This is a genomic window from Nitrincola schmidtii (genome assembly GCF_008973715.1).
Classification (GTDB): Bacteria; Pseudomonadota; Gammaproteobacteria; order Pseudomonadales; family Balneatricaceae; genus Nitrincola; species Nitrincola schmidtii.
Genome location: NZ_WBOL01000009.1, coordinates 126,114 through 151,487, shown reverse-complemented (window position 1 = coordinate 151,487; position 25,374 = coordinate 126,114). Strand labels below are relative to the sequence as shown.

At 44.0% G+C, this 25,374-nt stretch carries 23 protein-coding genes and 1 rRNA gene; 6 read left to right on the top strand and 18 right to left on the bottom strand.

Annotation, left to right across the window (positions count from 1 at the left end; translation table 11 throughout):
- From F7R24_RS09725 to F7R24_RS09705, 5 genes are all read right to left on the bottom strand, one after another.
- Window positions 1–84, bottom strand: a 16S ribosomal RNA gene (locus F7R24_RS09725); the annotation flags it as partial.
- Window positions 85–366: 282 nt separating this feature from the next.
- Window positions 367–798, bottom strand: a complete 432-nt coding sequence (locus F7R24_RS09720) for a universal stress protein (RefSeq protein ID WP_151671060.1) — start codon at window positions 796–798, stop codon at window positions 367–369.
- A 41-nt stretch (window positions 799–839) separates the two neighbouring features.
- Window positions 840–1,268, bottom strand: a complete 429-nt coding sequence (locus F7R24_RS09715; protein WP_151671059.1) for a universal stress protein — start codon at window positions 1,266–1,268, stop codon at window positions 840–842.
- 9 nt (window positions 1,269–1,277) lie between these two features.
- Window positions 1,278–3,881, bottom strand: coding sequence for a TRAP transporter permease (locus F7R24_RS09710; protein WP_151671058.1), 2,604 nt, complete (start codon window positions 3,879–3,881; stop codon window positions 1,278–1,280).
- 130 nt (window positions 3,882–4,011) lie between these two features.
- Complete coding sequence (locus tag F7R24_RS09705; RefSeq protein ID WP_151671057.1) at window positions 4,012–4,992, bottom strand: TAXI family TRAP transporter solute-binding subunit; 981 nt, start codon at window positions 4,990–4,992, stop codon at window positions 4,012–4,014.
- Between the two features lie 301 nt (window positions 4,993–5,293).
- Here F7R24_RS09705 and pfkA point away from each other — a divergent pair, with 301 nt between their 5' ends.
- Entirely contained in the window at window positions 5,294–6,313 is a 1,020-nt protein-coding gene (pfkA, locus tag F7R24_RS09700; RefSeq protein ID WP_338087106.1) for a 6-phosphofructokinase, read from the top strand.
- A gap of 22 nt (window positions 6,314–6,335) precedes the next feature.
- Here the strand turns inward: pfkA and F7R24_RS09695 are convergent, their stop codons facing one another.
- From F7R24_RS09695 to hisB, 7 genes are all read right to left on the bottom strand, one after another.
- Window positions 6,336–6,980, bottom strand: coding sequence for an MBL fold metallo-hydrolase (locus tag F7R24_RS09695; protein ID WP_151671055.1), 645 nt, complete (start codon window positions 6,978–6,980; stop codon window positions 6,336–6,338).
- 86 nt (window positions 6,981–7,066) lie between these two features.
- The gene (locus F7R24_RS09690) at window positions 7,067–8,533 is read right to left on the bottom strand and encodes a GGDEF domain-containing protein (RefSeq protein ID WP_151671054.1); all 1,467 of its coding nucleotides are present in this window, start codon (window positions 8,531–8,533) and stop codon (window positions 7,067–7,069) included.
- Window positions 8,534–9,289: a transporter substrate-binding domain-containing protein gene (locus F7R24_RS09685; protein WP_168926810.1), complete on the bottom strand. Its 756-nt coding sequence runs from the start codon at window positions 9,287–9,289 to the stop codon at window positions 8,534–8,536.
- A gap of 49 nt (window positions 9,290–9,338) precedes the next feature.
- Complete coding sequence (gene hisF / locus F7R24_RS09680) at window positions 9,339–10,112, bottom strand: imidazole glycerol phosphate synthase subunit HisF (RefSeq protein WP_151671052.1); 774 nt, start codon at window positions 10,110–10,112, stop codon at window positions 9,339–9,341.
- 9 nt (window positions 10,113–10,121) lie between these two features.
- Entirely contained in the window at window positions 10,122–10,862 is a 741-nt protein-coding gene (gene hisA / locus F7R24_RS09675) for a 1-(5-phosphoribosyl)-5-[(5-phosphoribosylamino)methylideneamino]imidazole-4-carboxamide isomerase (RefSeq protein ID WP_151671051.1), read from the bottom strand.
- Between the two features lie 69 nt (window positions 10,863–10,931).
- A complete protein-coding gene (gene hisH / locus F7R24_RS09670; RefSeq protein WP_151671050.1) occupies window positions 10,932–11,579 on the bottom strand; it encodes an imidazole glycerol phosphate synthase subunit HisH in 648 nt (215 codons plus the stop codon).
- 2 nt (window positions 11,580–11,581) lie between these two features.
- Entirely contained in the window at window positions 11,582–12,175 is a 594-nt protein-coding gene (gene hisB / locus F7R24_RS09665; RefSeq protein ID WP_151671049.1) for an imidazoleglycerol-phosphate dehydratase HisB, read from the bottom strand.
- Between the two features lie 142 nt (window positions 12,176–12,317).
- Between hisB and F7R24_RS09660 the strand changes: the two genes are divergently transcribed.
- The 3 genes from F7R24_RS09660 to F7R24_RS09650 are packed head-to-tail and all read left to right on the top strand — an operon-like array spanning window position 12,318 to window position 15,888.
- Window positions 12,318–14,519 carry an AsmA family protein gene (locus F7R24_RS09660; protein WP_151671048.1) on the top strand — a complete coding sequence of 734 codons (2,202 nt, stop codon included), beginning with the start codon at window positions 12,318–12,320 and terminating at the stop codon, window positions 14,517–14,519.
- Window positions 14,519–15,616 carry an A/G-specific adenine glycosylase gene (gene mutY / locus F7R24_RS09655; protein WP_151671047.1) on the top strand — a complete coding sequence of 366 codons (1,098 nt, stop codon included), beginning with the start codon at window positions 14,519–14,521 and terminating at the stop codon, window positions 15,614–15,616. Before F7R24_RS09660 ends, mutY begins: the two co-directional genes overlap by 1 nt.
- Window positions 15,613–15,888, top strand: coding sequence for an oxidative damage protection protein (locus F7R24_RS09650; protein ID WP_151671046.1), 276 nt, complete (start codon window positions 15,613–15,615; stop codon window positions 15,886–15,888). The genes mutY and F7R24_RS09650 overlap by 4 nt, the downstream gene beginning before the upstream one ends.
- 80 nt (window positions 15,889–15,968) lie before the next feature.
- Here the strand turns inward: F7R24_RS09650 and F7R24_RS09645 are convergent, their stop codons facing one another.
- The 6 genes from F7R24_RS09645 to F7R24_RS09620 form a co-directional block, all read right to left on the bottom strand.
- Window positions 15,969–16,802, bottom strand: a complete 834-nt coding sequence (locus tag F7R24_RS09645) for an ABC transporter permease subunit (RefSeq protein WP_151671045.1) — start codon at window positions 16,800–16,802, stop codon at window positions 15,969–15,971.
- The gene (locus tag F7R24_RS09640; protein WP_240776070.1) at window positions 16,795–17,661 is read right to left on the bottom strand and encodes an ABC transporter permease subunit; all 867 of its coding nucleotides are present in this window, start codon (window positions 17,659–17,661) and stop codon (window positions 16,795–16,797) included. Before F7R24_RS09640 ends, F7R24_RS09645 begins: the two co-directional genes overlap by 8 nt.
- 60 nt (window positions 17,662–17,721) lie before the next feature.
- Window positions 17,722–18,867 (bottom strand): polyamine ABC transporter ATP-binding protein, encoded by a 1,146-nt coding sequence (gene potA, locus F7R24_RS09635; RefSeq protein ID WP_151671044.1) that lies wholly within the window; start codon window positions 18,865–18,867, stop codon window positions 17,722–17,724.
- Between the two features lie 66 nt (window positions 18,868–18,933).
- Window positions 18,934–20,037, bottom strand: coding sequence for a polyamine ABC transporter substrate-binding protein (locus tag F7R24_RS09630; protein ID WP_151671043.1), 1,104 nt, complete (start codon window positions 20,035–20,037; stop codon window positions 18,934–18,936).
- A gap of 124 nt (window positions 20,038–20,161) precedes the next feature.
- Window positions 20,162–21,508, bottom strand: a complete 1,347-nt coding sequence (locus tag F7R24_RS09625) for a glutamine synthetase family protein (protein ID WP_151671042.1) — start codon at window positions 21,506–21,508, stop codon at window positions 20,162–20,164.
- A gap of 19 nt (window positions 21,509–21,527) precedes the next feature.
- Window positions 21,528–22,352 (bottom strand): gamma-glutamyl-gamma-aminobutyrate hydrolase family protein, encoded by an 825-nt coding sequence (locus F7R24_RS09620; protein ID WP_151671041.1) that lies wholly within the window; start codon window positions 22,350–22,352, stop codon window positions 21,528–21,530.
- Window positions 22,353–22,666: 314 nt separating this feature from the next.
- Here F7R24_RS09620 and F7R24_RS09615 point away from each other — a divergent pair, with 314 nt between their 5' ends.
- Together F7R24_RS09615 and F7R24_RS09610 are read left to right on the top strand one after the other, a co-directional pair.
- The gene (locus F7R24_RS09615; RefSeq protein WP_151671040.1) at window positions 22,667–24,031 is read left to right on the top strand and encodes a glutamine synthetase family protein; all 1,365 of its coding nucleotides are present in this window, start codon (window positions 22,667–22,669) and stop codon (window positions 24,029–24,031) included.
- 24 nt (window positions 24,032–24,055) lie between these two features.
- The gene (locus F7R24_RS09610) at window positions 24,056–25,354 is read left to right on the top strand and encodes an NAD(P)/FAD-dependent oxidoreductase (RefSeq protein WP_151671039.1); all 1,299 of its coding nucleotides are present in this window, start codon (window positions 24,056–24,058) and stop codon (window positions 25,352–25,354) included.
- Window positions 25,355–25,374 lie beyond the last annotated feature (20 nt).

Genomic DNA, 25,374 nt, shown 5'->3' with positions numbered 1-25,374 from the left:
GCAAGCTACTTTCTACCGCTCGACTTGCATGTGTTAGGCCTGCCGCCAGCGTTCAATCTGAGCCATGATCAAACTCTTCAGTTTAAAAAACTGTCGATAACATCTCATCAGCCTAAGCCAACAAGCGCCATCTAATTCATGCTCAAGAACTTACATCTACATCTAAATGAATTCACATATAGGTTGCTTATTCTCGATTAAGCTTTAATGCCTAACCTGAACAAGCGCCCACACGCATTACCTGATTAATTTGTTAAAGAGCGGCTTGAGATCTCTGTGCAACCCGATGTGTTGGGCTGTTGTCTCAAGCGAGGTGCGTATAGTATAGATCAAAATCAGGAAGGTCAACGGGTTTTTGTAAAAATTTTACCTAAGGACTAAAACAGAACAGTTAGCTTTTTCAACGACCTTTGATGTTACCGATCCGATAAGGATATTTTCTACTTTTGAGTGGCTATGACTAGGCAGAATAATAAGATCAGGCTTTAATTCATCTGCATATTTGAGGATTTCTTTGTGTACGCTACCTTCAACTGCTTTGGTCGTGTAGTTTTCTAGAAAAGGCAGGGCTTCATTAATTAATTCAACTAAATCTTCCTCTAGTACGGCCAGTGCACTGAGAAGCTCCTCGCTGGGCATTAAGCTGCCCAGCAAAGGAACCGGTTTGCCTGGTAATATAGAAATAAAGTTCATATCCACAGACCTATCACCCAGATAGATCATTGCTTTGGTGATCTCTCTAAATGCCGCTTGTCGATCTTGGATATCGACCGGCAACAGGATTCTGAGCTGACTCATCTGTTGAATACTCACTCAATCTATTTTATCTAGCCTTATTTCTAACGCACCACCATTACTGAGATCTTACTATGCTTCACAACATGAGCCGAATTAGGTCCCAGAACATAGTCAGCGAGCTTTCGCTTATTGTGCGCAGCCATGACGATTAAATCTGCATTAATTTCTTTAGAGATATTGATGATGGTTTCCCATGGGGAGCCATCTGCAACAATCCTCTGAACTTTAATATCTTCGGTAATGTTTTCCTTTACAAACTTTTTCAACTCTTCTTTTAATGCGGAGTGTGCCTTAGCTGAAAAGTCTTTAGGGAAAAACGAGCCCACCATTGGCATGGAAAAATCAGGCAAAACTGTCAACACATGCAGGGAGGCGTTGTAGGTTTTGCACAGATTAAGTGCCACGGGCAAAGCTCTTTTCCAAGAGTTGGGCTCACTTAATACAACGGGCATTAGTATCTTATTATACATTTTTGACTCCTAAGCGGTTGCTGACTGCAAAGATTGCTCTTGCTTCTCGCGACGGCGCTTTTGCATCATGTAAATCAATCCAAAGAGCAAGAAACCAGGAATCCACATCCATTCTTTCGCCCAACGATCGACAGGTGCGCTAATTTCAATGATCTCTTGATCAAAGTCGAAGCCAATATCTGCAGCTAAACTTCCGAATGTCACCATATCAACAAATGCGCGATCACCATCAACAAAAAGCTCAAGCCCTAAGTTTTCCATTCTCTCCTCTCCAGTGTCTCCACCTGGAACAGGGATTAGGCGGAAAGTTGTCATGGGATCACCAAAATCATCTTCACCGGCTATTTGCACTCGCAAATAACTACCCGGATCAACTTTACCTAGTGCTTCACTGAATTGCGAAGGAGGTACAGACTGATATGGATCGTGGATTTTGTCCATCCAATATCCTGGACGGAATAGGGTAAATGCAATTAGCAGCAACAGGATAGTCTCATACCAGCGGTTACGCGTTAGCATATAACCTTGAGTTGCAGCGGCAAATATCAGCATGGCAATAGTAGCGACTATAAATATGACGATACCCTGCCCAAACGTCACATCAATCAATAGTAGATCTGTATTGAAAATGAACAGGAAGGGTAATGCCGCCGTTCGCAAACTATAATAGAACGCTTGGAAGCCGGTACGAAGAGGGTCACCTCCTGAGACCGCTGCCGCAGCAAAGGAAGCTAAACCTACCGGAGGCGTAACATCTGCCATAATGCCGAAATAAAATACAAACAAGTGAACTGCAATCAGCGGTACCAACAGTCCATTTTGCTGACCTAGCATTACCACAACGGGTGCCATTAACGCAGATACAACAATATAGTTTGCCGTGGTTGGAAGACCCATCCCTAACACCAAGCTGAGAAGAGCTGTTAGTAATAGGATTAACATCAAGTTACCCATTGCAAGCACTTCAACAACATCAGCTAGAACAAGACCTACACCGGTTTGTGATACCGCACCTACAACAATACCCGCAGTGGCTGTCGCAATACCGATACCAATCATGTTACGCGCACCTGCTACCAATCCATTCCATAGATCGTAAACGCCTTCTTTTAAGTCGTCAGCTGGCTTACTACGACCTCTAAAGTAAGCAATAATCGGGCGCTGGGTAAGCATAGTAAATATCATGAAGACCGTTGCCCAAAAAGCTGATAGGCCAGGTGACAAACGCTCAACCATCAAGCACCAAACCAGCACAACAACAGGCAGGATATAGTGTAAACCGACCATCACTGTTGGACGTGTTTGTGGCAATGTAATCACATCAGAGTTTGGATCGTCTAACTCCAGCTCCGGATAGTTGGAACCTATTTTTAATAGAGCGACATAGACCACAGCAAGAACAACCGCAACGAACCAAGGCGTAGCATCACCCAATATGGGCTTTATCCAACCAAGCCCATAATAAACAGCAAATGACAGCACCATCAGCAAGATAATACCGGTCATAAAACCGATTACTTTATTCAACAAAGGACGAACTGGGTTATTAGATGGCAAACCTTTCATGTTTGCCTTAAGTGCTTCAAGGTGAACAATGTAGATCAGGGCGATATAGGAAATCACTGCTGGTAGAAAAGCATGCTTGATGACTTCAACGTAAGAAATGCCTACATATTCCACCATCAAGAACGCCGCAGCGCCCATGACTGGGGGCATAATCTGTCCGTTAACCGATGAAGATACTTCTACCGCACCTGCTTTTTCAGCACTAAAACCAACCCGTTTCATCATTGGGATGGTAAAGGTACCGGTTGTTACCGTATTTGCGATAGATGAACCCGAAATAAGTCCCGTCATACCTGATGCGACAACGGCTGCTTTTGCTGGACCACCGCGCATATGTCCTAGCATCGAAAAGGCTACTTTGATGAAGTAGTTACCTGCGCCTGCTTTATCGAGCAACGCACCAAACAAAACAAAAAGAAATACAAAGCTAGTTGATACCCCTAACGCAATACCAAATACGCCTTGTGAAGTGAGCCACTGATGATTGATTAATCCGTTGACACTGACGCCGCGATGCGCCAGCAGACCCGGCATATGTGGACCTAATAAACTATAGGCGATGAAAATAGAAGCAATAATAACTAAGGGTGGACCTAACGCTCTACGCGCTGCCTCTAACAGCAAAATCAAACCTAGAACACCTATCACTACGTCTTGAGTAATTGGCGCTCCCGGTCTTTGCGCCAGTTGTGCATAAAAGAAATATAAATAGGATGCACAGATAGCTGCGCCCAAACCTATGATCCAATCCGGTATGGGAATTCTAGTTCTAGGTGAACTTTTAAATGCGGGGTAGGCCATGAAAGCCAAAACCAGAGCAAAGGTTAAGTGAATAGATCTAGCTTCAGCTGCATTGAACACACCAAACCCAAATACAAAGGGGAGTGGTGATGCAATCCAAAGTTGAAATAAAGACCATGCAGCCGCAATTGATACTAACAATTTTCCCTGAAAGCCAAACGGTGATCTAGCGCCGGTGTCAGCTGCGGCCACCATCTCATCGAGATCGACATTTGACGAAGCAGGTTTTTGTGTTTCTGTAGTCATCAGCTTAGCCTGTGATATTAAAACATTATTATAATTAGTATATCCCTGTCGGATTTTCGCGCACGCGCATCCTTAAACAAAAAAATGCGCGACGGCTAAGACGCGCATTTTTTAGGCTTGTTGACCGGGATTACTCCTGAATCCATCCGCGTTCCATGTAGTAACGCTTAGCACCTGGGTGCAATGGAGCGGTTAAACCATCAGAAATCATGCTTTCTTCAGTAAGGGTAGCAAAGGCTGGATGTAGACGCTTGAAGCGATCAAAGTTATCAAATACTGCTTTAACAGTATGATAAACAGTATCGTCATCAACACCCGCATGACTAACGAAAGTTGCAGCCACACCAAAAGTGTTAACATCTTCATCGTTGCCACGGTATAAGCCACCAGGTATGACAGAGTGAGTATAGTAAGAATAGGTTTCTACCAACTCATCAATTTCTGGACCAGTGACTGGAACTAGACGTGCATCAATCGTGGTAGTAGCTTCTTGAATAGAGCCATTTGGATGACCTACCACGTAGATCATCGCATCAATATTATTATCTGATAGCGCAGCTGCTTGCTCTGCAGCATCTAACTGAGAGGCTAGTGAGAAATCACTTACCGTCCAACCCATCGCGTTCATGACAACATCCATGGTATTGCGCTGACCAGAACCTGGGTTACCAATGTTGACACGCTTACCTTTTAGATCGGCGAATTCATTGATACCTGAATTTGCGCGCGCAACAACGGTTAACGGCTCACCGTGCATGGTAAAGAGTGAACGCATTTCACCCCAAGCGCCATCTTCTTCGAAGTTACCTACACCATTGAAAGCACGATAATGTACATCAGACTGGACAACGCCCATGTCTAACTCAGCACTTTTCATACCATTGACGTTGGCTACAGAACCACCAGTAGAAGGAGCGTTACAACGAACACCATGCTCATCACTATTACGGTTAACCATGCGGCATACTGACTGTCCTACCACAAAATAAACACCAGTCTGTCCACCAGTACCTATCGTGATAAATGTTTGGTCTGCAACTGCCTGAGTTGAAAATACAGACGCGCCTAAAACGATACCGGACACAGCTGCTGCTAGCGAGAGACGTTTCATATAACTTACCTCATCAAATTTATAGTTTTTGTACTTCTTTTGTACTTTTTATACAGATCAATTCAACAAACGCTCTCAGCGATTGCTTAACCAGCATTGATCTAAAAATTTTATCCCTTACAAGTTCAGAGATATAACTAAAGTCTAAAAATAGACTAGTAATCGGTATTTTTCAATATTTTATGTGAACCGACTCTGAATAACTCAGGTTTCCCTTCTGCAAAAACATCAACTTAAAACAACCTCTAGTCAGTCAATAGCGGTAAAGCGTATAGTCAACGTAGATCAGTACCTATCGATCATGGAGATTAAACCCATGTACACCCTTCCGTCACTAGAACCGATATGCTCCATCTCAACCGTCGCTGTTTTGACAAGCGGAGGAGATGCTCCTGGGATGAATGCAGCCATTCGTGGCGTTGTACGCTCTGCTTTAAGTCAGAATATCTCTGTGTTTGGAATTCAAAGAGGCTTTAGTGGCCTGTTACAGGATGATATGCATCTTCTCAACTCCTCATCAGTTTCAAATATTGTTCAGAGAGGAGGGACTTTTTTAAAAAGCGCTCGCTGTCCCGAGTTTCACGACTCAAACAATAGACATCGTGCAGCTAAGATCTTGTCACAGCGTGGAATTGAAGCCTTAATTGTTATAGGCGGGGATGGGTCTCTAACAGGAGCTCATCTTTTTGAAGAAGAAACAGGCATTCCGGTTATTGGCTTACCCGGTACCATAGATAACGATATTTTTGGTACCGAAGATACCATTGGTTTTGATACCGCCATGAATACTGCACTGGATGCCATTGATAGAATTAGAGATACCGCCGACTCACACGAAAGACATTTTTTGGTTGAGGTAATGGGACGTAACTCTGGATTTCTTGCAACCCATGTTGGAATTGCAGCAGGAGCGGAAATGATTTTGGTTCCTGAATATGCTATCAACATTGAAGAAGTTGCATTACAACTTGCCACCAGTAGAAGATCTGGCATGGGCTCCAGTGGAATTATAGTGGTAGCTGAAGGAAACAAACCCAATTTAACCCATGGCATCGCTCAACAACTTGAACAACATGGATTAACTCCACATATCTCTATTCTTGGTCACATCCAACGTGGCGGGCGCCCCAGCGGGCACGACAGAGTGCTGGCCTCGTGCTTGGGCTCAATATCAATCGACTATTTATTGGCTGGTTATAGCGATATCATGGTAGGCGTCAGTGACGGCTCAGTTGTTGATGTCCCCCTTGATGACTTAATTCGCTATCGCAAGGGACTCGACCCAGAGTTGCTAAAAATCGCGCTGCAACTACATAAATGATTACCGTTTAAAAAATAACAGTTTAACCTCGATGATCAGACACAAAAGGGTTACTTCGACGCTCTTCCCCAAAGGTTGACATAGGCCCATGCCCAGGAATAAAACTGACGCTGTCACCTAAGGGGAAGAGTTTGTTGCGAATTGAGTTAATCAAATCGGCGTGATTACCCTTTGGAAAATCAGTGCGCCCAATAGATCCGTTAAAAAGCACATCACCGACTTGTGCAAGTTCAGAATCAGCATGATAAAACACCACATGACCGGGTGTATGCCCTGGGCAATGCAGCACATCCAGTACTTCATTACCCACCTTAACCTGATCGCCTTCTTGCAACCACACTGACGGTTTAAAGCTTTTAACGCCTGGAAAACCAAACATACTACTTTGTTGAACTAAGCCATCTATCCAGAATTGATCATCAATATGAGGACCAATGATTGGCAACTCCAACGTTTCGGCCAACTCTGCGGTTCCTCCAACGTGATCTATGTGACCATGCGTTAACAAGATTTGTGTCAACGTGATACCTTCTTGCTCAATCACTGACATGATTTTATGCAAATCACCGCCCGGATCAATCACTGCTGCTTCCAGTGTTTCACTACACCAGATGAGCGTTGCATTTTGCTGGAAAGGAGTGACTGGAATTACTCGATACTTAAGCACAGAAGACTCACTGTTAAATTTATTGATACAGCAGAATTATTACCGATTACTATCAGAATTAAAATCCCAGCTCTGTAGATCTATTTTCAATCATAGATTCTAAAGCAATCACGCCCTGCTGTTTTCGCTTGATAGAGGGCTTGATCTGCATGATTAATTAGTAACTCTTTAGTATTTGATGTTGTATTTCGATAACAAGAGATACCGATACTAATCGTAAAATGAAGATTTGGATTGAATGGAAATGCCGCCTTACGGCATTCGTCTAACAGTTTTTCAGCGATTTCAATAGCATCGGAAAGGCTTGCCTCGGGCAATACGAGCACAAACTCTTCACCGCCATAACGCGCAGCCAACTCGCCAGGTCGCTGAGAAAATTGCATGAGAATACTGGCAAGTAATTTTAATCCCTCATCACCCACTTGATGACCAAACTGATCGTTAATATTTTTAAAATGATCGATATCAATCATCATAAGGGCCAAGGGATGCTGATAACGCTGTGATCGTCGTACTTCCAAGTCTAAGGCCTGATCAAGTGATCGACGGTTTGCTAAACCGGTTAAACCATCAATTTGAGATAAACGCTCTAACTCAGTATTGGCAAGCTGTAATCGATGCATTAGACCAGAGTATTCTTCTATAGCATGACGAATCACATCTAGCTCACGAAAATACATAGGGCGCAAACGAACCGTTTTATCACCTTGCTTTTCAATCGAGCGCAACCCCTCAACTAACTCTTGCACTGGACGCAGAATCAATCGCTGAAATGCATACAAGATCATTACTGAAAAAATCACTAAAATACCAATCAGCATAGAGAAGTAATCTCTCACTTTCTCAGCATCATTTCCTACTTCATTACTAATTTGATGCGTTCTTAGTGCTGCATCTGTGTTCAAGTAGTTAGATAATCCAGCGATACGCTGATTGGCGTCGTCCACCAGATTATTTAACTGCTCATTAAGATCAATAATGAAACGAATACGATACAACACTTCACTAAAGCTCTCATCCGGAAGCTGAGTCTCAAGTATTGTCATTGGCAACTGAATAAATCGTTCTTGTATGCTCATTAGCGAAACAGCAGAAAAGAAACCCTTGGCATAATCAATATCTTTATCTGAAGCATCTAAAATATTAATTATTTCATTATGCAATTGCCTTTGAGTGTGACGAATGTACAGCAACTCACGAATATCAAACATAATATTGTTTGCTTCTGTCACTAAGTAATCATCGTCATCCAACATAAAACTATGTACTAAGATTTGAAGTAACAGCCTTAAACGGCGTTCTTCTGAAGCATCCTGTACACGATAGGCTGCATCAAGGTAGGTATGAATTTTCTCAACCTTTAACGCACCTTGCTGAGATCGGACCAATTCCGGCAGGTATCGATCTGCCGTCATGCGAGAGTTTGTAGAGATGTCCCTGAGTAAACTTGAAGTAAGTAGTAGCGCAATCGTGAACACGATCAAAATACCCACAACAGCAATAACGAGTGTTATCGACATTTTCAACTGTGAGCGTTTTAGAGTACCCATCATTTAATAGATACTGAAAGGAACGTAGCGACGATTAATTTGATCATATATACCGCTAAGCCGTATATCGATGATCGCATTATTTATCGCCTTGACCAACTCAATATCGCCTAGAGTAACAGCGATATGAGCTTCACTTTTCAGTATAGGGTCGATTAGGGGCTCTGAAATAAAGTCAAAGTGAGCGCCTTCTGTAGATCGAAGAAAATCCAAACTGTTAATACTGTCGGTTAAGACAAGATCAACTTCACCGGCAACAAGCAAATCGAAAGACTCAATGAGATTATCTGTTAATAGAATGGTAGATGAGCTGTAGCGCTCCATCAAGAAATCAGCCTGAATAGAATCTCTTCCTGCAGAGAGTATTCGCCCCACTAAAGCATCAGGGGAAACAGCTATAAAACGACGGGAGTCACCCACAAAAGAGGTCTGACTGCGATAATAATAGTCTGTAAAAAGAGCGCGTTTTTTACGCTCAGTCGTTTCGGCCATGCTGGCAACGATCATTTGAAAATCACCCGCCTCTAATCGATCTAACAGATCAACCCAAGGAACGGCTATGACTTCACATTCACGTTGCATTGCCTCACACAACGCATGGGCGATATCAACATCAAAACCACTTAGGTTTCCAGCTTCATCAAAATAACTGAAGGGAGGGTAATCCCCTTCAGTGGCCACAATTAAGGGAGTTGCATTAAGCTTAACTGCCGCCATTAGAAACAACATGACAGCTAACGTTTTAATTAGGTTAAACATTATTCTGCCTCCCATACACTGGTGGCGGAGTTAAAGTCCTACTCTTATCTCAAAGCCTTACTTCAATTCCCCGTGCCTGCATATATCGCTTAGCTTCAGGTATGGTGTATTCATTAAAATGAAAGATGGACGCGGCTAACACGGCATCAGCTTTACCCTGTAAAACTCCATCGACTAGGTGGTCAAGATTACCCACACCACCAGAAGCGATTACGGGCACTTTCACAGCTTCACTGATTGCACGAGTGACACCCAAATCAAACCCTGACTTCATGCCATCTTGATCCATAGAAGTGAGAAGAATCTCGCCTGCGCCAAGCTCAACCATTTTTTTCGCCCACTCCACTGCATCAAAGCCAGTGGGTTTACGACCGCCATGGGTAAAGATTTCCCAACGATCAGTTTCTCCCGGTAAGGATACTTTTTTAGCATCAATAGCAACGACAATACACTGTGATCCAAAGCGCTCTGCCGCCTGTTGAACAAATTCAGGATTAAACACAGCTGCTGTGTTAATGGACACTTTATCAGCGCCCGCGTTAAGCATTCTGCGAATATCCTCACAGGTACGAATACCGCCACCGACTGTCAATGGAATAAATACCTCTGACGCCATTCGCTCAACCGTGTGAACGGTTGTTTCACGTCCTTCATGGCTGGCGGTAATATCCAAGAAAGTAATCTCGTCCGCACCCTGTTGCTCGTAGCGTTGAGCAATTTCTACCGGATCACCAGCATCACGAATATCAAGAAATTTAACTCCCTTAACAACGCGACCATTTTCAACGTCCAAACAAGGAATAATACGCTTAGCTAAACCCATGACTTACCCTCAAGACTTACAAAGCTGATCACTAAGCGCCTGAGCTTCAGCGACATCAAGTGTTCCCTCATAAATAGCTCTGCCAGTAATAGCTCCTAGAATTCCTTTATCGGCTACCGCCGCTAAACGTCTAATATCTTCTATATCGGTGACACCACCTGAAGCTATGACCGGTATACCTGCGTCTTGAGCAAGTGCAACTGTCGCCTCTACATTAACACCTTGCATCATGCCATCGCGACTGATATCAGTATAGACGATAGATGAAACACCATCGTTACGGAAACGTATGGCTAAATCAGTGGCTTTGACACTGGATACTTCAGCCCAACCATCCGTTGCTACAAATCCATCTTGAGCATCTAAACCAACAATAATATGACCGGGGAAACGCTGACACATCTCAGTGACAAACTGCGGTTCTTTAACTGCCTTGGTGCCGATAATGACATAATCCACACCTGCTGCTAGGTAGGCTTCGATAATTTCAGCAGAACGAATACCGCCACCGATCTGAATAGGAAGATCAGGGAAGGCTTTGGCAATTTCTTTTACGATCTCTCCATTAACCGGCTCACCAGCAAAGGCACCGTTTAGATCAACAAGATGCAATCGACGGCATCCCGCTTCAACCCACTTTGCAGCCATGTCGACAGGGTTATCAGAGAAGACGGTTGAATCATCCATTCTACCTTGGCGAAGACGCACACATTTTCCATCTTTAAGGTCAATCGCAGGGATAATTAGCATATCAATTTCCAGTTAATCTAATCGTTGGTAACTAAGGGTTTTAGCTAAGAATTTTAACTACAGAAAGCTTTACAGCGAGCCATCCCAGTTAAGAAAATTTTGTAACAGTTGCAGACCCGCTTGCTGACTTTTTTCAGGATGAAACTGCACAGCAAAAACATTTTTATGCGCCAGTGCAACATCGAAAGGAAGACCATAATCACAGGTTCCAGCGACCAAACTTTGCTCTGCAAGCTTTACGTAGTAGCTATGAACAAAATAGAAACGACTCAGGTCATCAATACCTTGCCATAAAGGATGATCAATGGCTTGTTTTACCTGATTCCAACCCATGTGCGGTACTTTCAGGTCTTGCCCTGATGGATCTTTTAAATCATTGCCGAAAAACTTAACCTTTCCAGAAAACTCTGACAAACAATCAACACCGCCATTTTCTTCAGAAAAGTCCATAAGCGCTTGAAAACCGACACAAATGCCCAAGAAAGGCTTGCCTGATGCAATCGCCTCAGCCACTTCCACATCGACCCCCAAGCGACGAATTTCAGCCATACAGTCTCGAATAGCACCTACGCCAGGGAGAAGAACACGGTCTGCATTGCGTACTTGTTGAGGGTCCGCGGTAACAAGCACTTCCACACCAGGTTGAACATGTTCTAGTGCTTTTGCCACCGAGTGTAAATTGCCCATGCCATAGTCAATAACCGCGATGCTGCTCATCTTTATAAGCATCCCTTAGTTGATGGCATGATTCCTTTGGCACGAGGATCTTCTTCTAGCGCCATTCGCAGTGCACGGCCAAAGGCTTTAAAGACGGTTTCCGCTTGATGATGGCTGTTTTTACCACGAAGGTTATCGATGTGTAATGTCACTTTGGCGTGATTAACAAAGCCGTGGAAAAACTCGCTAAATAAATCAACATCAAAGCTACCGATTCTTCCTCGCGTAAAGTCAACGTGCATTTCTAAACCTGGACGACCAGAGAAATCTATCACCACGCGAGATAGTGCTTCATCTAAAGGTACATACGCGTGTCCATATCGGCGAATACCGGTTTTATCACCTACCGCTTCAGCAAAAGCCTGTCCCAGCGTGATACCAATATCTTCAACCGTATGATGATCATCGATGTGAAGATCGCCAACCGCATGTACTTCAATATCGATTAAACCATGGCGGGCTATCTGTTCCATCATATGATCTAGGAAGGGTACGCCAGTATCAGATTCAAATTGGCCTTTACCATCAAGATTAATGGCAACAGTGATTTGAGTTTCCAGAGTATTTCTAGTAACTCTGGCAGTACGTTGCGTCATGATTTTCTCCGCAAACAATTCAGTAAATACTGCTATTATACGGTATAGATGTCGACAACGGCAGGGCAGACGCTACTCAATCGATTGAAATTAACTGCAAAGCCCATTTCTATTTTCAATTTGACTCATAAGAGAGACGCTGATGAAAAGCCTCGTCAAAATCACAGCCGCAGTATTGGGACTGTTAATTTTACTAATTGCAGTAGGTGTTTTTTACATTACCTCTGTAATGGATCCTAATGATTACAAGCCTCGAATAGAACAACTTGCTTTAGAGCAAGCTGGCGTCGTGTTAAATATCGAGGGTGATATTAGCTGGTCTTTATACCCTTGGCTAGGCATGGAAACAGGTAGCATTCGGATTGCCTATCACGACAAACCGGAACTTGCTCGGCTAGAATCAGCTCAAGTATCACTCCAACTGATGCCACTGTTTTCTGGTCGAGTTGAAATGAGTGATGTCATACTTGACGGCTTAGCTATTAGTTTAATTAAAGATTCTGAAGGTAATGTTAACTGGCAAAGCCATGAAAAGCTTTCCGCAGAGGTAGCTCAAGATATTTCCGCTTCAAATGACACCGCAAGAGGAACGCCAATCGACACTTCATCGAAACAGGCAAGTTTTCCAGACCTAGATATTGCATCGATCAATGTTCGTAATGCACGACTTGAGTATACAGACCTTAGTGACAATAGCCGCCTAGAGCTTAGCGATATTGAGTTAACAACAGGGCGAGTAGCATTAGGTACAATGCTACCCATTGATTTAACCTTCAATTTTCGTCAATTCGAAGGGGCTGAGACAATCATCGAAGTCCGTAACCAGTTAACAACCAAACTAAATCTTTCTAATGATTTTCAACAACTTTCGCTGGCTGACTTACAAATCAAGTCATTAATCAGTGGCAGCCAAGTTCCAGCGAACTTGCCTGAATTAACTGCAACCACACAACTTACCGTGGATTTATCAAATCAGCAGGTCACCTCAGATGCTCTGCAACTCTCGTTTGGTTCACTTAAGGCAGCAGGAGCAATTCAGGTTGACGATTTCACTGCTTTTAACATCGATGGTGCTGTGAATGTTGCAGCATTTAACTTAAAAGCCTTAATGAGCCAACTGGAGCAGCCCTTACCTAGATTTCAGGACGACAGTGTTTTAACTTCCGTTGCATTCAATACAGAGATTAAAGGCAACCTTGAAAATATTTTACTTAATCAACTATCTATTACGCTTGACGATACACATCTGATAGGTAACGCAGGTTTCAACTCAAGTTCAGGGCATATTACGCTAGCTCTCAAGGGCAATCGCCTTAACGCTGATCGATATATGCCTGTAGATACCTCTGACTCAAGCTCAGGCTCAAATTCTAGTTCTAATACTTCCTCGTCTTCTAGCAATACCACAACATCGGAATGGCCTCGCGATGAGATAATACCGCTAGAAACACTTCGTAGCCTAAACCTATCTCTTACATTAGATATGGAAGGTATTACGATTGCTAAACGAAACTTAGGACAACCCGGCATCACTCTGGTTGCAAAAGACGGTCTGCTCAACATAGAACGCTTAACAACTCAGATTTATTCAGGCAGTGTCAGTGCCTCTGGTAACCTTGATTCTCGAAGCGACACGGCTAAGACTCAACTCAAAGCACAATTAAACAGCATTCAAATTGGGCAATTATTAGAAGAAATGGCCGAAACTGACGTTTTTAGTGGTCAATTCAGTGCTAATGCGGATATTTCCACTTCAGGCCAGTCCATTCATTCAATGATCAATACCCTTAACGGGCAAGCCAGTATTCAGATGAAGGAAGGTGTACTTCAAGGTATTAATATGGCACAAACCCTGTGCCAAGGTATTCAAACAGTCACAGCTTTGGGAATTAACCCTCAACAGGTGGATAGATCAACGCCATTTGCAGATCTCTCTGGCAACTTCAGAATTCGTAACGGTGTTGTCGAGAATAATGACCTCACCGCGATGCTGGATGCCATGAGGCTTCGCGCACAAGGACAGGTGAATCTACCCACGCAATCGATAGATTATCGCCTTGGATTTACCATTACCGATAACCTATTTCAGCAAACCTGCTCTGTGAATAATCGCTTAGAAGGGCTTGAGTTGCCGATTAACTGTAAAGGTCAATTCGACACGCCACCTGCTCAGATGTGTCGTCCAGATACGAGCGTATTTACTCAATTGCTTCGTCGTGAAGTTCAACGTGAAGTACAACGCCAAGTTGAAGAGCGTATTGGTGGCAGTGTCGAGGATCAGATTCGTGAGCGTATTGGCGGAGAAGAGGGTGCTCGCAGCTTGATCAGAGGATTGCTGCGTTAATGACCTCTATGAATCCAGTCTTAGTTAAACCGATACATTCTGCCTTGCTGAGTTGGTATGATCAGCACGGCAGGCATGATCTACCCTGGCAAGTTGATAAGTCTCCTTATCCCGTGTGGATATCTGAGATCATGCTACAACAAACTCAGGTAACCACCGTTATTCCTTATTACCAGCGGTTTATCAGTACATTCCCCTGTGTTGAATCGCTTGCAGCGGCACCTATTGATGAAGTCCTTCACCTATGGACTGGCTTAGGTTACTACGCAAGAGCTCGTAATCTGCATAAAGCCGCTCAACAGGTTGTTGAGGTGTACCAAGGTATTTTTCCTGAAACCTTAGAAGCGCTTCAAACCTTACCTGGCATTGGACGCTCCACAGCGGCTGCCATTTTATCTATTTGTCATCAACAACCGACGGCTATCTTAGACGGTAACGTTAAACGTGTACTGGCCAGATATCATGCCATCGAAACGTGGACTGGTGAAACGGCAACGCAAAAACAACTCTGGGAATTAGCTGAATATCACACGCCTGAAAAGCGAGCAGGGGATTACACTCAAGCCATTATGGATCTCGGCGCTACGATATGTCGGCGCAGTAAGCCATCCTGTCTGTTATGCCCTCTAGAGGAAAGTTGCCAAGCGTTAGCAAAAGGGTTGACCGATAAAATACCCTCACCTAAGCCGAAAAAAACAGCTCCTTTAAAATCGGTCACACTGACGATTCTGTGCAATTCAGCAGGGGAGGTGTATTTACAAAAAAGACCCCCTAGCGGAATTTGGGGTGGGCTTTGGAGCCTACCTGAACAACAAAGCTTAAATCAGGAGGGGATATTGCTCCCTGAACAACCCAACCTAGTGATGCCTAGCTTCATTCATACGTTTAGCCATTTTCGATTGCAGATTACCCCTGAGGTCTACTTCCTTGATGACTTGCAGCAGCATGAGTTTCAAGATAGCTCTGGAATCATGGAAGCAACTGACGCAGTCTGGTATAACATTGCCCAACCCAAACAAGCTTTAGGTCTAGCGGCACCGATAAAGAAACTGTTAGATCAATTCGCCAATAAAGACATAAATCAGGAGACTCCATGACCCGTACCGTATTCTGTCAGAAGTACCAAGAAACGCTAGAAGGGCTTGATAAACCTCCTTATCCAGGTCCTCTAGGTCAAAAAATTTTTGACACCGTATCCAAAAAAGCCTGGCAAGAATGGACGGACCATCAAACCATGCTCATTAATGAAAAACATCTGAATATGATGGACCCTGCTAGCCGTAAATTTTTGCAGGAGCAGATGCAAAAGTTTTTATCGAATGAATCGTTCGAACAAGCTGAAGGCTACGTTCCACCTTCAGAGAAGTAAACAATAATCAAACTCTACACCATAAAAACAAAAAACCCCGAACGTCATCTTGATGTTCGGGGTTTTTAAGCCTTCAACTTCTATTCACCATCAGGCAAAGGTTTTCGCCTTTTTTCTTCTGCACGCCGCATCATGTACCAAGCGATAAAGGCCACTAGAGAGACTGCTAAGATAATCAGTGTCGCAAGGGCGTTGATCTTGGGTGATACCCCTAAGCGAACCGAAGAAAACACCACCATAGGCAGGGTCGATGCTCCCGGTCCCGAGACGAAGCTGGCAATAACGAGATCATCAAGTGACAAGGTAAACGCCAACAACCAACCAGCAATCAATGCTGGGGTAATCACAGGAATGGTGATTAAGAAGAAGGTTTTAAAAGGCGTTGCCCCTAAGTCCAACGCCGCTTCTTCAATCGACATATCTAACTCTCGTAGCCTCGATGAAACCACTACAGCTACGTAAGCACTACAGAAGGTAGTATGAGCTATCCAGATGGTGACCATACCGCGATCCGCTGGCCAGCCAATAATTTGCGCCATATGTACAAATAGCAACAGCAAGGACAAACCGGTGATCACTTCAGGCATAACCAGTGGTGCTGTAATCATGCTAGAGAGCATGGTACGCCCACGGAAACGACTGAAACGAGTCATCACAAAGGCCGCCAGTGTTCCAATGCACACTGCCATGGTTGCTGAGTAAAATGCGATACGCAAACTCATCCAAACCGCAGAAAGAAGCTGTTGATCTCTAAGAAGCTCTAAATACCAGCGTGTCGAAAATCCCGCCCACACGGTCACCAATCTTGATGAGTTGAACGAGTAAATGATTAGGATAACCATCGGGATGTAGAGAAATAACAACCCAATTACTAGCATCACCGTGGAAAAGCTAACATTGCGTAATCTAGCCATTCTTTTCCAACTCCTTTGCCTGAGCACGATGGAAGAAAATGATTGGTATGATCAACAATCCCAGCATCACTACTGCCAATGCCGAAGCAACCGGCCAATCACGATTATTGAAGAACTCCTCCCAAAGAACTTTACCGATCATCAAGGTATTTGGGCCACCCAGCAGTTCGGGTATAACGAACTCACCCACGGCTGGAATAAATACCAACATTGAACCTGCGATTATCCCACCTTTAGACAGCGGCAACGTAATGCGCCAAAAAGTATTAATTTTTCGAGATCCTAGATCGGATGCCGCCTCAATCAAACTCATATCCATTTTGGTTAAGTTGGCGTATAGAGGCAGAATCATAAAGGGTAGATAGGCATAAACAATACCAATGATAACGGCAATATTGGTATTCATAATGCGCAAAGGTTCTTTGATTACCCCTAACCAAAGTAAAAAGTTATTCAATAATCCTTGGTTACTCAAAATCCCCATCCAGGCATAAACACGGATAAGGAAAGAGGTCCATGACGGCAACATGATCAATAACAACAACACTAATTGCAGTTGCAACGGCGCTCGCGCCATTGCGTAAGCCATCGGATAGCCTATCAAAAGGCAGAGTATAGTAGCCATCGTTGCGATCTTGATAGAGCCCCAATAGGCTTCTACATACAAGCTATCTGAGGCCAAAAACAAGTAGTTACCTAGATTCAACACTAAGGTGATGGTGTCATTAATATAGGTAAACACTGGTTGATAGGGAGGTATCGCAATAACAGCATTAGAAAAACTAATCTTTAAAACCAATGCAAATGGCATCAAGAAAAACAGTAGTAACCAAATAAATGGAATACTAAATACTATCATTCGACCACTTGGAATTAGTCGTCGTAGCCTTTCTACTATTTTTTGTTGGCTAATCATAATTTAGTCCCACAGAACCACTGGGGCGTAATCATCCCAGCTGATGTAAACAGGATCATCCCATGTTGGTCGATCACCCCGTCTTTCTGTATTTGCGATGCTAGCCTGCACAATACGACCAGAACTTAGCTTAACGTAGTAAACAGAGGTTCCTCCTAAATAAGCAATATCATGCACTTTACCAGAAGACCAGTTAACATCTGAATCAGGCTTATCACGGGTCATTAAGGTCTTTTCAGGACGAAGAGCAACCATGGCTGATTCGCTTTCTGCACGGGTACTTACCCCATGACCGATGTACACAGGCGCATCAAGTTCAGGTGAATGCAGTGTTAAGCTATCCGCTTCATCTTCTTGAATTTGGCATTCAAAGATATTAACCGAACCAATAAACTCAGCAATCATGCGGCTGTTAGGGCTCTCGTATATATCAATAGGTGAACCTATTTGAGCAATCCAACCCTCAGACATGATGGCAATACGACTGGCCATCGTCATGGCTTCTTCTTGATCATGCGTTACAAGAACGCAGGTCACTCCTACTTTTTCAAGAATATCGACGACTTCGAGTTGCATTTCAGTTCGTAACTTTTTATCCAACGCCCCCATAGGCTCATCGAGTAAAAGTAGTTTTGGCCTTTTTGCTAAAGAGCGTGCTAGAGCGACACGTTGACGCTGACCGCCCGAGAGTTGCATTGGGCGTCGTTTAGCGTACTTTTCCATCTTCACCAAACGGAGCATTTCAGCAACACGCTGTTGAATTTCTGCTTTGGGGATTTTGTCTTGCTTGAGTCCAAAGGCAATATTTTGTTCCACGGTCATATGAGGAAATAGCGCATAGGACTGAAACATCATATTGATAGGTCGCTCGTAGGGCGGCATATCAGTGATATCTTTGCCATCGAGAAGGATTTTTCCTTCACTAGGCTTCTCAAAGCCAGCCAACATTCTAAGCAAAGTTGATTTACCTGAACCAGAGCCACCCAGTAAAGCAAAGATCTCACCACGATGAATATCAACACTGACATTATCAACGGCTAATACATCATCAAAGAGTTTGCTGACACCTTCTATACGTAATAGTACTTCTTTGGATTTTGCTACTTGCTGTATAGGTTCAGTTTTTAAAGCTTCAGAGACACCCGGCATCCGCCAAACCTCCTGTGGTGACAGAATTGAAAAGACCGCCAGAGGTCTGGCGGTCCTGCATAGCTGTTAACGACCCGATTTCACTCGGTTCCAAGTACGTGTAATGATACGTTGTGTATCAAGAGGACGTTCTTTGGCTAAGTATAGGTTTTCTTTAACTTCCGCTGTTGGATAGATAGATTCGTCGCTTAGGATATCTGGATCAACGAATTCATCTGCTGCAGAGTTAGGGTTTGCGTACCAAACGTAATTGGTAATGTCGGCAATAATTTCAGGACGCAATAAGAAGTTAATAAGCGTATGTGCATTCTCAACGTTTGGCGCGCCTTCTGGAATCGCTAACATATCAAACCAGAGTGCAGCACCTTCTTTCGGGATAGTGTACATGATGACATTACCATTACCCGCTTCTTCTGCACGCTCAGCTGCTTGCAAAATATCGCCTGAATAGCCTGCCGCTACACAGATATCGCCATTGGCTAAGTCAGAGATATAACGAGAAGAGTGGAAATAAGTCACATGTGGCTGAACCGAACTGATCACTGCGGCGGCAGCAGCAAAATCGTCGGCTTCGTTGCTATTTGGGTTTAGACCTAAATAAGCCATCGCAGCAGGCAACATTTCATCACCCGAGTCGAGCATACTGATACCACAGCCACCGGCTGCAAGCTTTGCTGTCACTTCAGGGTCAAACATCAGCGCCCAAGAATCTACAGGGGCATCGTCACCCAAAATTGCTAAAACGCGACCCTCGTTATAACCCATACCGTTGGTTCCCCAAAGGTAAGGTACAGAGTAGCGACTACCCGGATCTACATCCTCAAGAGTTTTCATTAGATCAGGGTTTAAATTACCAAGATTGGTTAGTTTACTGTGATCCAGCTCAACGAAAGCACCAGCGCTAATCTGCTTGGTTAAATAGTGGTTAGATGGCACCACTAGATCATAACCAGAGCGCCCGGAAAGCAATGCAGCTTCAAGCACTTCATTACTATCGAACACATCGTAAATAACTCGAATACCGGTTTCAGCGGTAAACTTATCAAACGTATCTTCAGCTATGTAATCTGACCAGTTATACATTCTGACTTCGTTAGCATTGGCTACAGAAGCTGAAAATGCTAAAGCGACAGATGCGGCTAGCAATGTTTTTTTGTATTTGACCGTCATTGTTACACCTCTTTTGATTCAAAAAATAAGGCTGAAAAAGGCGACGCATTTTCAACACTTCTCAACATAAATAACATAGTCCGAATGAAAAAAAACTTAAAATTTTTGCTTTTTTATATCTCAATCAGACAGACAACAGCAGAAATTCTCGCTCCCAAGAACTAATAACCTGCTTAAAGTTTTCATGCTCAACACGTTTTACTGCAATGTACCCTTTGACAAATTCAGGACTCAAATATTCACGAATGACTTTTGAATGTTCCATGCGCTCCAATGCCGCTTCAAGTGTTAAAGGCAGACGCAGATTTCTTCGCTCGTAGGCGCGCCCTTGAACCGGTGCTGATGGATTAATTTTCTTCATCATGCCAAGGTAGCCACACAGCAAACTTCCTGCAATCGCAAGGTAGACGTTGGCATCAGCACCAGGCAATCGGTTTTCTACTCGTCGATTTTGTGGATCCGAATCAGGAACTCTTAGACCACAAGTTCTATTTTCTAGACCCCATTCAACGTTCACTGGAGCAGAGGTATCCGGCAAGAAGCGACGGAATGAGTTAACGTTGGGCGCCAACAACGGCAGAATTTCAGGAATATATTTCTGTAATCCACCGATATGATGCAAAAACAACTCACTCATTTTGCCATTTTCATCAGAGAAAATAGATTTACCGGTATTAATGTCGACAACACTTTGATGCATATGCATCGCACTGCCCGGTTCATTACTGACCGGCTTGGCCATAAAGGTGGCCGTTACATCATGTTTTAGTGCAGCTTCACGCATGGTACGCTTAAACACAAACACCTGATCAGCTAGGGCTAAAGGATCGCCGTGACGGAAGTTGATTTCCATCTGTGCAGTACCTTCTTCATGAATCAAGGTATCGATATCCAAACCTTGAATCTCGCACCAGTCATACATATCTTCGAATAAAGGATCAAACTCATTTGCCGCATCTATGGAGAAGGATTGACGACCCGTTTCTTGACGACCCGAACGACCAATGGGTGGTTGCAACGGTAAATCTGGATCTTCACAGCGTTTAGTCAGGTAAAACTCCATTTCTGGAGACACAATCGGTTGCCAGCCTTGCTCTTCATAAAGACGCAGTATTTTTTTAAGTAAATTTCGAGGCGACAGATGAATCGGCAAACCATTACGATCATAACAATCGTGAATAACCTGAGCTGTCGGTTCTAAAGCCCAAGGAATAATAAAAACCGCATCAGGATCTGGGTGGCAGATCATATCAATATCTGCTGGGTCTAACAGATCGTAGTATATTTCATCTTCGACGTAATCACCCGTGACCGTTTGCAGCAAAATACTTTCAGGTAGACGCATCCCTTTTTCTGCTATAAATTTCTTCGTGGGGGTAATCTTTCCACGCGCAATACCATTGATATCACTGACTACGCATTCGATCTCAGTGATCTGATTCTCTTTCATCCAATTTTCTAGATTTTTCATAACTATTCAGCCGTACTTATTATGCAGTTTGTTGATTGGCTAAGCGCTGTTGCTGACGTTGACGACATGCATCACCGAAGGCTTTCAGAATTGCCCGATAGAAAGGGAACTCACCAACACCCTCACCCGGGTGCCATTGCCACTCTGGATGCCATTGCACCGCTAACGCAAATTGACGAGCATGTTTAACTGAGAAGGCTTCTATTAAACCATCATCTGCACGCGCTTCCACCTCAAGCCCTGGCGCAAGGTCTTTGATACCTTGTCCATGTAATGAATTAACCATGACCTCAGTAGAAGTAGACCAGATATTGGCTAAAACACCCCCTTGTTGAATAGTTATTGAATGTGTCAGTGCATTGTACTGTTCCGTGATTGAGGTAGTTTTGTCTTCACGATGATCATGATAGCCATCTACTTCGTGTACTTTTTGGTGCAATGTTCCACCCAATGCCACGTTCATTTCTTGAAAACCGCGGCAAATACCTAAGATTGGTACACCTGCAGCCACGGCTGCTCTCACTAATGGCAAAGTGGTCGCATCACGGCTGGGATCATGCTCCGAGCCAAGATCACTGGGCTCACCTTGGTAATGGTGAGGTTCAATATTTGATGGTGAACCCGTCAGTAACAATCCATCAAGCTGAGATACTAACTGATCGATTGGAATCTGATCACCTAGCGCTGGAATAACCAGAGGTAGGCCACCCGCTCCTTCTGCGACAGAGCGAACATACTTTTCACCCACAATAAAAAATGGATGCTTTTCCGGTAAACGTTGACTACAAGCATTCACACCGATCAGAGGAAGAGAAAGGGAATGCTTTGGTTGAACGGCTGTCATAAATTTCCTGTTTGAGACAATGGAAAGTAAAATTCATTACACTAACGTATAAACTTGTAGCGCGACTCAGAGCGCTTATCAAGTGGCTACCACAAGATTAGCTAAATTTTTTTTCAAATGTAAACAATTCACATTAATGCTACCCTTTATGCCTGAGAATGATATTGACAAGGTTTGATTTATAGAATTTACTCCTTAATGGATTCTTAATGCCACAAACTTATGGTTTACGACATAAGAGTCCACTCCTACTGCTGACATAACAAGATTCAATGTCATCATATAACTAGAATAGACAAACAAAGGTTTCCCTTATGGGCTCGGGTATTAAACACGCCAAGCGTTTCTTGCAGGATCATCCAGAACTGCAATTTGTTGATCTTTTAATTGCCGATATGAATGGCATCGTACGAGGCAAGCGAGTCGACCCTGGATCGCTTCTAAAGGTTTTCGAAAAAGGTGTTGCACTTCCCGCCTCGATATTTGCTCTGAACATCCAAGGTACAACCGTTGAAGAAACTGGCTTGGGGCTTGAAATAGGCGAGGCTGATAGAGTTTGCCTTCCTATCCCCGGCACCCTAAATATGGAACCTTGGCAAAAGCGACCCACGGCACAGCTATTAATGAGCATGTACGAACTGGATCGTGAGACACCTTTTTTTGCTGATCCACGCGTCGTTTTACAGAAAGTTGTCGACCGTTTTAGTGAGCTTGGCTTAAAACCTGTTACTGCTTTCGAGCTAGAATTTTATCTAATTGACCAAGAAAACCTCTCAGGAAGACCGCAACCACCTAAATCCCCTATCTCTGGCAAACGTCCCGCCAGTGTGCAGGTTTACTCCATTGATGATTTAGATGAATACGCAGAGTTCCTAGCAGATGTTTTAGATGCTGCACATGAGCAAGATATTCCTGCTGATGCCTTGGTTGCCGAGTCTGCTCCAGGTCAATTTGAAGTGAACTTACATCACGTCGACGATCCACTAAAATCCTGTGATCATGCAACCTTACTGAAGCGTCTGATCAAGAACATGGCCTATGACCATGAGATGGACACCACCTTCATGGCCAAGCCTTATCATGATCAATCAGGCAGCGGTATGCACTTACATATCAGCTTAATCGATGAGAATGGCAAGAATATATTTGCGGGAGATCCTGAAGAACCCAACGACATGCTGCGCTGGGCCGTTGGCGGACTCTTAGCCACCATGAATGACGCTATGGCATTGCTTTGTCCAAACATCAACTCCTATCGTCGCTTTAGCCCAGAATACTACGTACCGAGCGCGCCGACTTGGGGTGTAGATAACCGTACCACGGCATTACGCTTACCTGGCGGCGATCCTGAAGCTCTGCGTATTGAACATCGCATAGCCGGTGCTGACGCTAACCCCTACTTACTAATGGCTGCGGTATTATCTGGCATACATTTTGGTATTACTCACAAAATTGAACCACCTGATATGACTGTGGGCAATGCGCATGAGCAACATGAGACCTCACTGATCAATAACCTTCGTGATGCGTTAAGAGAACTGGAAGACTCGCCCGTGATGCTGGAATACTTAGGCTATAAATTCTTAAAGATCTTTGTGGCCTGTAAAGAGCACGAATTAACCGAGTTTGAACACACCATCTCAGACTTAGAATATCTCTGGTATCTACACACGGTTTAATGATCTAACAAGGCGACTTCTGTGATGAGCAGCGCAACAGAGCATACTTCCTCTTGGTACGCAGCGACTCGAAAGATAGAACGCACCTGGCCTCCGTTACAGGAGGCCTTGGAGGCTGATATCTGTATCGTTGGTGCAGGATTTACAGGCGTTAATAGTGCTATCGAACTCGCTCAACGAGGCTTTAAAGTTGCATTACTTGAAGCTAGAAGAGTCGGCTGGGGAGCCTCTGGACGAAATGGCGGTGAACTGATACGCGGTATCGGTCACGATTTGGATCAGTTTCATAATACCCTCGGTGAAGAGGGTGTTATGGCACTCAAAAAAATGGGCACCGAAGCACTCGAAATCGTTAAAGAGCGCATTCAAACTCATCAGATTGATTGTGATTTAGTGCTTGGCTATGCCGATTTAGGCACCAATGCTAAACATCGCAAAGCCTTAGATGAAGAGCTCGAATCCCTTCATGCGATCAATTATCCACACCCGCTTCGCATTTTAGAACCCTCGGAGCTTAAGCAACAGGTCGTAGACTCTGATTTTTATACCGGTGCCCTTGTCGACGAGGGCAGTGGACATCTTCACCCATTGAACCTCTTATTAGGTGAGGTGCAGGTTGCAGAGCAACTGGGGGTTAAAATCTTCGAACAGTCCGCCGTTATTGAACTGATCAAAGGTGACCGACCCTTGGTAAAAACAGCGCAAGGAAGCATTCACTGTGATCGTGTCATTCTGGCATGTAATGGCTATCTGAACCCTGATCTTGAGCCTTGGCTGGGTGGTAAAGTATTACCCGCTGGAAGCTATGTCGTAGCCACCGAACCACTGCCCGATGCTCTTTGCTCACAACTCATGCCGGGGCGAAAGGCAGTAGCAGATATGCGGACCACCTTGGACTATTACCGTATCAGCCAAGATAATCGTTTAATTTTTGGAGGTCTTTGCACCTACACTGGCAGAGACCCCAAAAATATTGCGGCAGCTCTTCTTCCTAACATTGAGAAAGTATTTCCTCAATTAGACAAGGTAAAAATAGACTATCAATGGGGAGGAATGCTGGGCATAGGCGCTAACCGTTTACCTCAGATAGGCCAGCTACCGGACTGTCCAGCGATTTACTTTGCTCAGGCTTATGCAGGGCACGGCGTCAACGCAACGCACCTGGCTGCCAAAGTATTGGCTGAAAAAATCAGTACTGAAAATGATCAGCGCTATGCCTTGTTTGCCAAAGTAAATCATATGACCTTTCCTGGCGGACGGCATCTAAGAGCGCCCTTGCTGGCTACAGGCATGCTGTGGCATCGTATTAAAGAACTGTTTTAACAGCTTTTTTAAGCCTAAAG

Coding starts and splice junctions, on each gene's coding strand:
- F7R24_RS09685 (WP_168926810.1), bottom strand. CDS start 9,289: ATGTTTAACCTAATTAAAACGTTAGCTGTCATGTTGTTTCTAATGGCG.
- F7R24_RS09620 (WP_151671041.1), bottom strand. CDS start 22,352: ATGACAGCCGTTCAACCAAAGCATTCCCTTTCTCTTCCTCTGATCGGT.
- F7R24_RS09715 (WP_151671059.1), bottom strand. CDS start 1,268: ATGTATAATAAGATACTAATGCCCGTTGTATTAAGTGAGCCCAACTCT.
- F7R24_RS09705 (WP_151671057.1), bottom strand. CDS start 4,992: ATGAAACGTCTCTCGCTAGCAGCAGCTGTGTCCGGTATCGTTTTAGGC.
- mutY (WP_151671047.1), top strand. CDS start 14,519: ATGACCTCTATGAATCCAGTCTTAGTTAAACCGATACATTCTGCCTTG.
- hisF (WP_151671052.1), bottom strand. CDS start 10,112: ATGGGTTTAGCTAAGCGTATTATTCCTTGTTTGGACGTTGAAAATGGT.
- F7R24_RS09660 (WP_151671048.1), top strand. CDS start 12,318: ATGAAAAGCCTCGTCAAAATCACAGCCGCAGTATTGGGACTGTTAATT.
- F7R24_RS09630 (WP_151671043.1), bottom strand. CDS start 20,037: ATGACGGTCAAATACAAAAAAACATTGCTAGCCGCATCTGTCGCTTTA.
- F7R24_RS09615 (WP_151671040.1), top strand. CDS start 22,667: ATGGGCTCGGGTATTAAACACGCCAAGCGTTTCTTGCAGGATCATCCA.
- hisH (WP_151671050.1), bottom strand. CDS start 11,579: ATGAGCAGCATCGCGGTTATTGACTATGGCATGGGCAATTTACACTCG.
- F7R24_RS09690 (WP_151671054.1), bottom strand. CDS start 8,533: ATGATGGGTACTCTAAAACGCTCACAGTTGAAAATGTCGATAACACTC.
- F7R24_RS09640 (WP_240776070.1), bottom strand. CDS start 17,661: ATGATAGTATTTAGTATTCCATTTATTTGGTTACTACTGTTTTTCTTG.
- pfkA (WP_338087106.1), top strand. CDS start 5,294: ATGGAGATTAAACCCATGTACACCCTTCCGTCACTAGAACCGATATGC.
- potA (WP_151671044.1), bottom strand. CDS start 18,867: ATGCCGGGTGTCTCTGAAGCTTTAAAAACTGAACCTATACAGCAAGTA.
- hisA (WP_151671051.1), bottom strand. CDS start 10,862: ATGCTAATTATCCCTGCGATTGACCTTAAAGATGGAAAATGTGTGCGT.
- F7R24_RS09710 (WP_151671058.1), bottom strand. CDS start 3,881: ATGACTACAGAAACACAAAAACCTGCTTCGTCAAATGTCGATCTCGAT.
- F7R24_RS09720 (WP_151671060.1), bottom strand. CDS start 798: ATGAGTCAGCTCAGAATCCTGTTGCCGGTCGATATCCAAGATCGACAA.
- F7R24_RS09645 (WP_151671045.1), bottom strand. CDS start 16,802: ATGGCTAGATTACGCAATGTTAGCTTTTCCACGGTGATGCTAGTAATT.
- hisB (WP_151671049.1), bottom strand. CDS start 12,175: ATGACGCAACGTACTGCCAGAGTTACTAGAAATACTCTGGAAACTCAA.
- F7R24_RS09610 (WP_151671039.1), top strand. CDS start 24,056: ATGAGCAGCGCAACAGAGCATACTTCCTCTTGGTACGCAGCGACTCGA.
- F7R24_RS09650 (WP_151671046.1), top strand. CDS start 15,613: ATGACCCGTACCGTATTCTGTCAGAAGTACCAAGAAACGCTAGAAGGG.
- F7R24_RS09625 (WP_151671042.1), bottom strand. CDS start 21,508: ATGAAAAATCTAGAAAATTGGATGAAAGAGAATCAGATCACTGAGATC.